Source organism: Microbulbifer sp. ABE4_465, from assembly GCF_056160765.1.
In genome coordinates this window covers 185,724-192,154 of record NZ_JBSWXV010000008.1, presented here as the reverse complement: position 1 = coordinate 192,154, position 6,431 = coordinate 185,724, and the positions used below count along the sequence as shown (strand labels likewise).

Genomic DNA, 6,431 nt, shown 5'->3' with positions numbered 1-6,431 from the left:
GGCGTGGGGTTTCAGGAGCGTCGCAAACAGGATGTTTGCGCCGCAGCGCCCAGGGATGGGTTCACAGCGGTCCTGAAACCCCACGCCCAGTGATCCACCGCCACCAATCGAGAACCAAGCGAACCCGGTAACCTGAAGACCGCCAACTACACTAAAAGCATCGGAATCCAAGGAACCCAGCCGATGCATAAACCCCGCCTGCAGCTCCAGGCTTCCTTCGATATCGCCTATCTCCAGTACCTGGACAAACAGGGCCGGGAGACACAGCCCCTGCCCGAATTTGCCACTCCCGACTGGCTCACCCACTGCCACCGGCAAATGCAACTGGCCCGGCTAGTGGACGACCGCGCGGTAAAACTCCAGCGCACCGGCCGCCTCGGCACCTATCCCTCCACCCTCGGCCAGGAAGCCATTGGCATCGCCACCGGCAACGCGCTGATGGCCGAAGATGTCTACTGCCCCTACTACCGGGAAACCGGCGCCCTGCTTGAGCGCGGTGTGGAGATTGAAGAGATCCTCGCCAACTGGAGTGGTGACGAGCGTGGGCAGAATTTCCAGCACGCGCCGAAGGATCTGCCCATCTGCGTACCCATCGCCACCCAGATGCTGCACGCCGCCGGTGTGGCCTTTGCGCTGAAATACCGCCACCAGCAGCAGGGCATTCCTCTACAGGTAGCGGTTGCCAGCTCCGGCGAAGGCGCCACTTCCAAGGGGGACTTCTACGAGGCCATGAACCTCGCCGGGGTGTGGAAGCTACCTATGGTGTTTGTGGTGAACAACAACCAGTGGGCCATTTCGGTGCCGAGAAACGCGCAAACCGGTACCCAGACCATCGCGCAGAAAGCCATCGCCGCCGGTATCCCGGCGCTGCAAGTGGATGGCAACGACGTGGTGGCCGTGGCCTGGGCGGTGCGGGACGCCATACAGCGGGCGCGCGAAGGTGAAGGTCCGGCGCTGATCGAGGCAATTAGCTACAGACTATGCGACCACACCACCGCCGATGATGCCAGCCGCTACCGCGGTGCCGAGGAGCTGGAGCAGGCCTGGCAGTGGGAACCGATCAAACGGCTGGATACCTATCTACGGGATCAGGGCCTGTGGAGCGATGCCAGGCAGCAGGACCTGGACCGCGAGCTGGCACAGATTATGGAAGCGGCGCTGAATAACTGGGAATCCCGCGCACCGGAACCGGTGACCGCCATCTTCGATCATCTCTACGCGCAATTGCCGGAAGGGCTGTACGAGCAGTACGACCAGTTGCGCGACGAGCAGCATCGGGAATTAAAGAAAGGCACGGTGATTGGGGGAAAGGGTTAGATGGCCGAACAAAACAGTGCGATCACCCTGGTGGAAGCGGTCGCCCAGGCGCTGGCCTACGAGCTCAAAAACAACCCGGAAGTGGTGGTGTTCGGGCAAGATATTGGTGCGAACGGCGGCGTATTCCGGGCAACCGACGGGTTGCAGAAAACCTTCGGTGCAGACCGGGTGCTGGACACCCCACTGGCCGAGACCATGATCGCCGGCATCGCCGTGGGTATGGCCACCCAGGGACTTCGCCCAGTGGCCGAGTTCCAGTTTATGGGCTTTATCTACCCGGGTCTCGATCATATCCTCAGCCACGCCGCACGCATGCGCAATCGCACCCGCGGCCGCCTAGGCTGCCCCATCGTCTACCGCGCCCCCTATGGTGGCGGCATTCACGCCCCGGAGCACCACAGCGAGAGCACCGAGGCGATCTTTGCGCATATCCCCGGTCTGCGGGTGGTGGTGCCCTCCTCCCCCGCGCGTGCCTATGGTCTGCTGCTGGCGGCCATTCGCGATCCGGACCCGGTGATCTTTCTTGAACCCAAACGCATTTACCGCGCGGCCAGACAGCCGGTACCGGACGATGGCGAGTCCCTGCCCCTGGACCGCGCTTTTGTCCTGCGTGAAGGCAGCGACCTGACTATGGTGGCCTGGGGCGCAAGCGTCCGCGAGACTCTCGCCGCCGCTGAACAGTTGTCCCGCGACGGCATTGAGGCGGAAGTCATTGACCCCGCCACCCTCAAGCCCCTGGATATCCACACCATCATCGATTCCCTGGAGAAAACCCGCCGCTGCGTGGTGGTCCACGAAGCCGCGCGCTTTGGTGGTTTGGGGGCGGAAATCGCCGCACAGATTCAGGAGTACGCCTTCGACCTGCTTGATGCGCCGGTGCAGCGGGTCACCGGTTACGACACGGTGATGCCCTATTACCAGCTGGAAAATGCCTATCTGCCCGGAGTCGAGCGCATCCTGGCTGGCGCCCGCTCTGCACTTAACTATGTTCGCGACGGCGTCCGCGAACACGGAGTGGAGGGAGGCCGATGAAGATCTTCAAGCTCCCCGACCTGGGTGAAGGCCTGCCGGATGCGGTGATTCGCGAATGGCATGTGGACGAGGGTGACAGCGTCAAAGCGGATCAGACCCTGGTGACCGTGGAAACTGCCAAGGCACTGGTAGAGGTTCCCTCCCCCTATTCCGGCACAGTGGAAACCCTGTTTGCCGCGGAAGGCGAGACACTGGAAACCGGCCAGCCGCTGATCGGATTTGCCGGTGCGGAGCCGGGTTCAGCGCCAGAGCCGGAAAGCAAACCTGCAAGTGAACCCAACAGCGACAGCGGCACCGTGGTGGGCAAGATTGAACAGGGCAGCGAGGCTCTGGCTGTAGAACAGCGCCCCATCGCCAACCGCCCCCGCTGCGCCACCCCGGCGATCCGCGCCCTCGCCCGCCGGCTCAAGGTTGATCTGGCCGATCTGCATCCGTCCGGCGCCCGCTTCAGCGAAGCGGAAGTACGCGCCGCGGCGCGTGGTGAAAACCTGCCACGCTGGAGCGAAAAACCGGAGAAAAGCGACGAAACCGTCGCGAAAGAGCGTAATAAGTCCACGTCCGAATCCAGTGAAATGGCCCCCGCCCGTCGCGCGATGATGCTGGCCATGAATCGCGCCCGCGACCAGGTCTGCCCCATGACCCTGTTCGATGAGGTGGATATCTCCGACTGGCCCAAGGGCAGCAGCGCCACCCTGCGTCTGCTAAAGGCCATCGCCCTGGCCGCCGCGGACGAGCCAAACCTGAATGCCCACTTCGACAACGCCGTTCTGGAGCCGAAAACCCCGGTCAACGTCGGTCTGGCGGTGGACGCGCCCAAAGGCCTGTTTGTGCCGGTGATCAAAGATGTCGGCGCACAGAGCGAGGATGCGCTGCAGGAGACAATCGCCCGTTTTAAACAGCAGGCCAATGAAGGTGCCATCCCCCAGCAGGATCTACAGGGCGCCACCATCCACCTCTCCAATTTTGGCAGTCTGGCGGGCCGCTTCGCCACGCCGGTGGTGGTGCCGCCACTGGTGTGTATCGTCGGCGCCGGCCGCGCGCACAAGGCGGTACTGCCCCACAAGGGGAAGGCCCGGGTGCGCAAACTGTTGCCTCTGTCGATAACCGCCGACCACCGCGCGGTTACCGGCGGTGAACTGGCCAGATTCCTGAAAGCCGTAAAAGACCACCTCAGCAAAAGTCAGGTGTGAACTTCAGTTTCGGTTTGCTATGCTTAACTTACGAAGCGAAACTTAAGCGAGCATGTCCAAACGCTCATGTCCAAGCGTAATACCCAACAGCGCCGCCACCAAATACTCAGCCAGATCAACGAAGCCGGTGAAGCCAGCGTCGAAGAACTCGCGCGTCAGTTCGAAACCTCCGAAGTTACGATCCGAAAGGATCTGGCGGCCATGGAAGACAACGGCCTGCTGCTGCGCCGCCACGGCGGCGCCATCCCCCTGCCCCGGGAACTGGTGGCCGAAGATCCCCTGTCCCAGACCAAACGCGCCATTGGCCGCGCCGCCGCCGAGCTTATCCGCGACCACAACCGCATCGTCATCGACTACGGCCGCACCACCACCGGCCTGATTCCCGAGCTCAACCACAAGCGCGGCCTTGTCGTCATGACCAACTCCCTGCACGTCGCTAACCAACTGCGGGAACTGGAAAACGAACCCACCCTGCTGATGACCGGCGGCACCTGGGATCCCCACTTCGAGGCTTTCCAGGGCCAGGTCGCCGAACAGGTCCTGCGCGGCTACGACTTCGACCAGGCCTTTATCGGCGCCGACGGCATCGACCTCGAGCGCGGCACCTGCACCTTCAACGAGCAGATTGGCCTGTCCCGCGTCATGGCCGATGTCGCCCGCGAAGTAGTGGTGATGGCGGAGTCCAGCAAGGTGGGGCGACGGATTCCGAATCTGGAACTGAGCTGGGAAATGTTCGGTACCTTAGTGACCGACAGCGGCATCGAAGACAAGGTTTGTGCACAACTGGAAAGCAGGGGCCTGCGAGTCATCTGCGCAGAAGTGAATTAACAACGAAACAGAGTGTGTAAATCACTCGAAACCATGACGAGAAGGCGGCGATGCCGGGTAAGGGTGGGCGAGACCTTCTGCGAGAGGGACCTCGCAGAAGAGCCCCCATGGATGGGTTCACGGCGTGTCTCGCCCACCCTTACCCGGTAGCGCCGCCGCCACAAAACCAATTATGTGGCACCGAACCGAAATACCGAGGTAAGAAATATGTGTGGAATCGTAGGCGCCCTGGGCCAAAGAAACGTAACCGGAATCCTGTTGGAAGGACTGCGTCGACTGGAATACCGCGGCTATGACTCCGCCGGTGTGTGCCTCGTCAACGGCGACGGCAAACTGCAACTGCGCAAAACACAGGGCAAGGTCGCCGACCTGGAATCCGCCCTCGACGACAGTCCCACCGCCGGCCAGCTCGGTATCGCCCACACCCGCTGGGCCACCCACGGCGTCCCCTCGGATAAAAACTCCCACCCGCACGCCTCCGGCAACTTCGCCCTGGTGCACAACGGCATCATCGAAAACTATCAGGAACTGCGTGACGAACTCATCAGCAAAGGCTATGAATTCCAGTCGGAGACCGACACCGAAGTCGTCGTCCATCTGATCCACGAGCTCGCCAAAGACAACCGCGATCTGCTGCAAGCCGTCTCCGCCGCCACCGAAAAACTCCACGGTGCCTACGCCCTCGGCGTGGTCTGTTCCACCGAACCCGAGCGTCTGGTCTGCGCCCGCCTCGGCAGCCCCCTGGTCATCGGCGTCGGCTATGACGAAAACTTTATCGCCTCCGACCCCATGGCCCTGCAACAGGTTACCGACCGTTTTATCTTTTTAGAGGAAGGCGACATTGCCGAAGTCACCCGCGACGGCATTGCCATCTGGGACAAAACTGGCGAAGAAGTCAGTCGCCCGGTGAACAAACTGCAGGGCGGTCACGACGCGGCCGATAAGGGCCGCTACCGCCACTACATGCAGAAAGAAATTTTCGAGCAGCCCAAAGTGGTTGAAGCCACCATGGCCGGCCGCATCGGCGAACACTCGGTACTGTCCCAGGCCCTCGGCACCGCCGCTAACGAAATTCTGCCACAAGTAAAACAGGTGCAGATCGTCGCCTGCGGTACTAGCTACCACGCCGGCCTCGTCGCCCGCTACTGGATCGAAGACTGGGCCGGCGTGCCCTGCTCCGTCGAAGTCGCCAGCGAAATTCGTTACCGTAAAACCGCCGTGCGCCCGGGCACTCTGTTTGTCACCATCTCCCAGTCCGGCGAAACCGCCGACACCCTCGCCGCGCTGCGACAGGCCAAAGAGCTTGGCTACCTCGCCTCCATGACCATCTGCAACGTACCCAACAGCTCGCTGGTGCGCGAATCCGAACTGCACCTGATGACCGAAGCGGGCCCGGAAATCGGCGTCGCCTCCACCAAAGCCTTCACCACCCAGCTAGTCGCCCTGCAGATATTCTGCATCGCCCTGGCCAAAGCCAACGGCATGAGCGGCGAGCGCGAAGCGGAACTCATCGACGCCCTGCATCAGCTTCCGAAACTGATGGAAAAATTCACCGGCCTCGACGCTCTGGTAAAAGCCACCAGTGAAGCCTTTGCGGAAAAAAATCACGCACTCTTTTTAGGTCGCGGCGTTGAATATCCAATCGCCCTGGAAGGCGCACTTAAACTGAAAGAAATCTCCTACATTCACGCCGAGGCGTACCCCGCCGGCGAACTCAAACATGGCCCCCTGGCTCTGGTGGATGCAGACATGCCGGTGATTGTCGTTGCACCGAACGATGAACTGCTGGAAAAATTGAAATCCAACCTGCAGGAAGTACGCGCTCGGGGTGGCGAACTGTTTGTATTTGCCAGCCCACAATCGGGCTTTAACAGCGAGCCAGGCGTAACCGTAGTGGAAGTCCCGGAAGCACCGGAAAGTCTTTCTCCAATTTTGTATACGGTGCCATTGCAGCTATTGAGTTATCACGTGGCGTTGCTGAAAGGTACCGACGTGGACCAGCCGCGCAACCTGGCGAAATCGGTTACGGTGGAATAATTCGAAAATTTATTTCGTGAAATATGG

Annotated in this window: 5 protein-coding genes; all 5 read left to right on the top strand. The window is 61.3% G+C overall.

Annotated features, from left to right (window positions below; genetic code table 11):
- Nucleotides 1-183 precede the first annotated feature (183 nt).
- The 5 genes from pdhA to glmS all read left to right on the top strand — a co-directional run bounded on the left by pdhA (nucleotide 184) and on the right by glmS (nucleotide 6,404).
- Nucleotides 184-1,317: a pyruvate dehydrogenase (acetyl-transferring) E1 component subunit alpha gene (gene pdhA, locus ACXAG1_RS13745; RefSeq protein ID WP_475119995.1), complete on the top strand. Its 1,134-nt coding sequence runs from the start codon at nucleotides 184-186 to the stop codon at nucleotides 1,315-1,317.
- On the top strand, nucleotides 1,318-2,349 hold the full coding sequence (locus ACXAG1_RS13740; protein ID WP_475091292.1) for an alpha-ketoacid dehydrogenase subunit beta: 1,032 nt from the start codon (nucleotides 1,318-1,320) through the stop codon (nucleotides 2,347-2,349).
- On the top strand, nucleotides 2,346-3,539 hold the full coding sequence (locus ACXAG1_RS13735; protein ID WP_475119994.1) for a dihydrolipoamide acetyltransferase family protein: 1,194 nt from the start codon (nucleotides 2,346-2,348) through the stop codon (nucleotides 3,537-3,539). The genes ACXAG1_RS13740 and ACXAG1_RS13735 overlap by 4 nt, the downstream gene beginning before the upstream one ends.
- Before the next feature lie 66 nt (nucleotides 3,540-3,605).
- Nucleotides 3,606-4,367, top strand: coding sequence for a DeoR/GlpR family DNA-binding transcription regulator (locus ACXAG1_RS13730; protein WP_475119993.1), 762 nt, complete (start codon nucleotides 3,606-3,608; stop codon nucleotides 4,365-4,367).
- A gap of 207 nt (nucleotides 4,368-4,574) precedes the next feature.
- Nucleotides 4,575-6,404, top strand: coding sequence for a glutamine--fructose-6-phosphate transaminase (isomerizing) (glmS, locus tag ACXAG1_RS13725; protein ID WP_043319879.1), 1,830 nt, complete (start codon nucleotides 4,575-4,577; stop codon nucleotides 6,402-6,404).
- The last annotated feature ends 27 nt before the right edge of the window (nucleotides 6,405-6,431 follow it).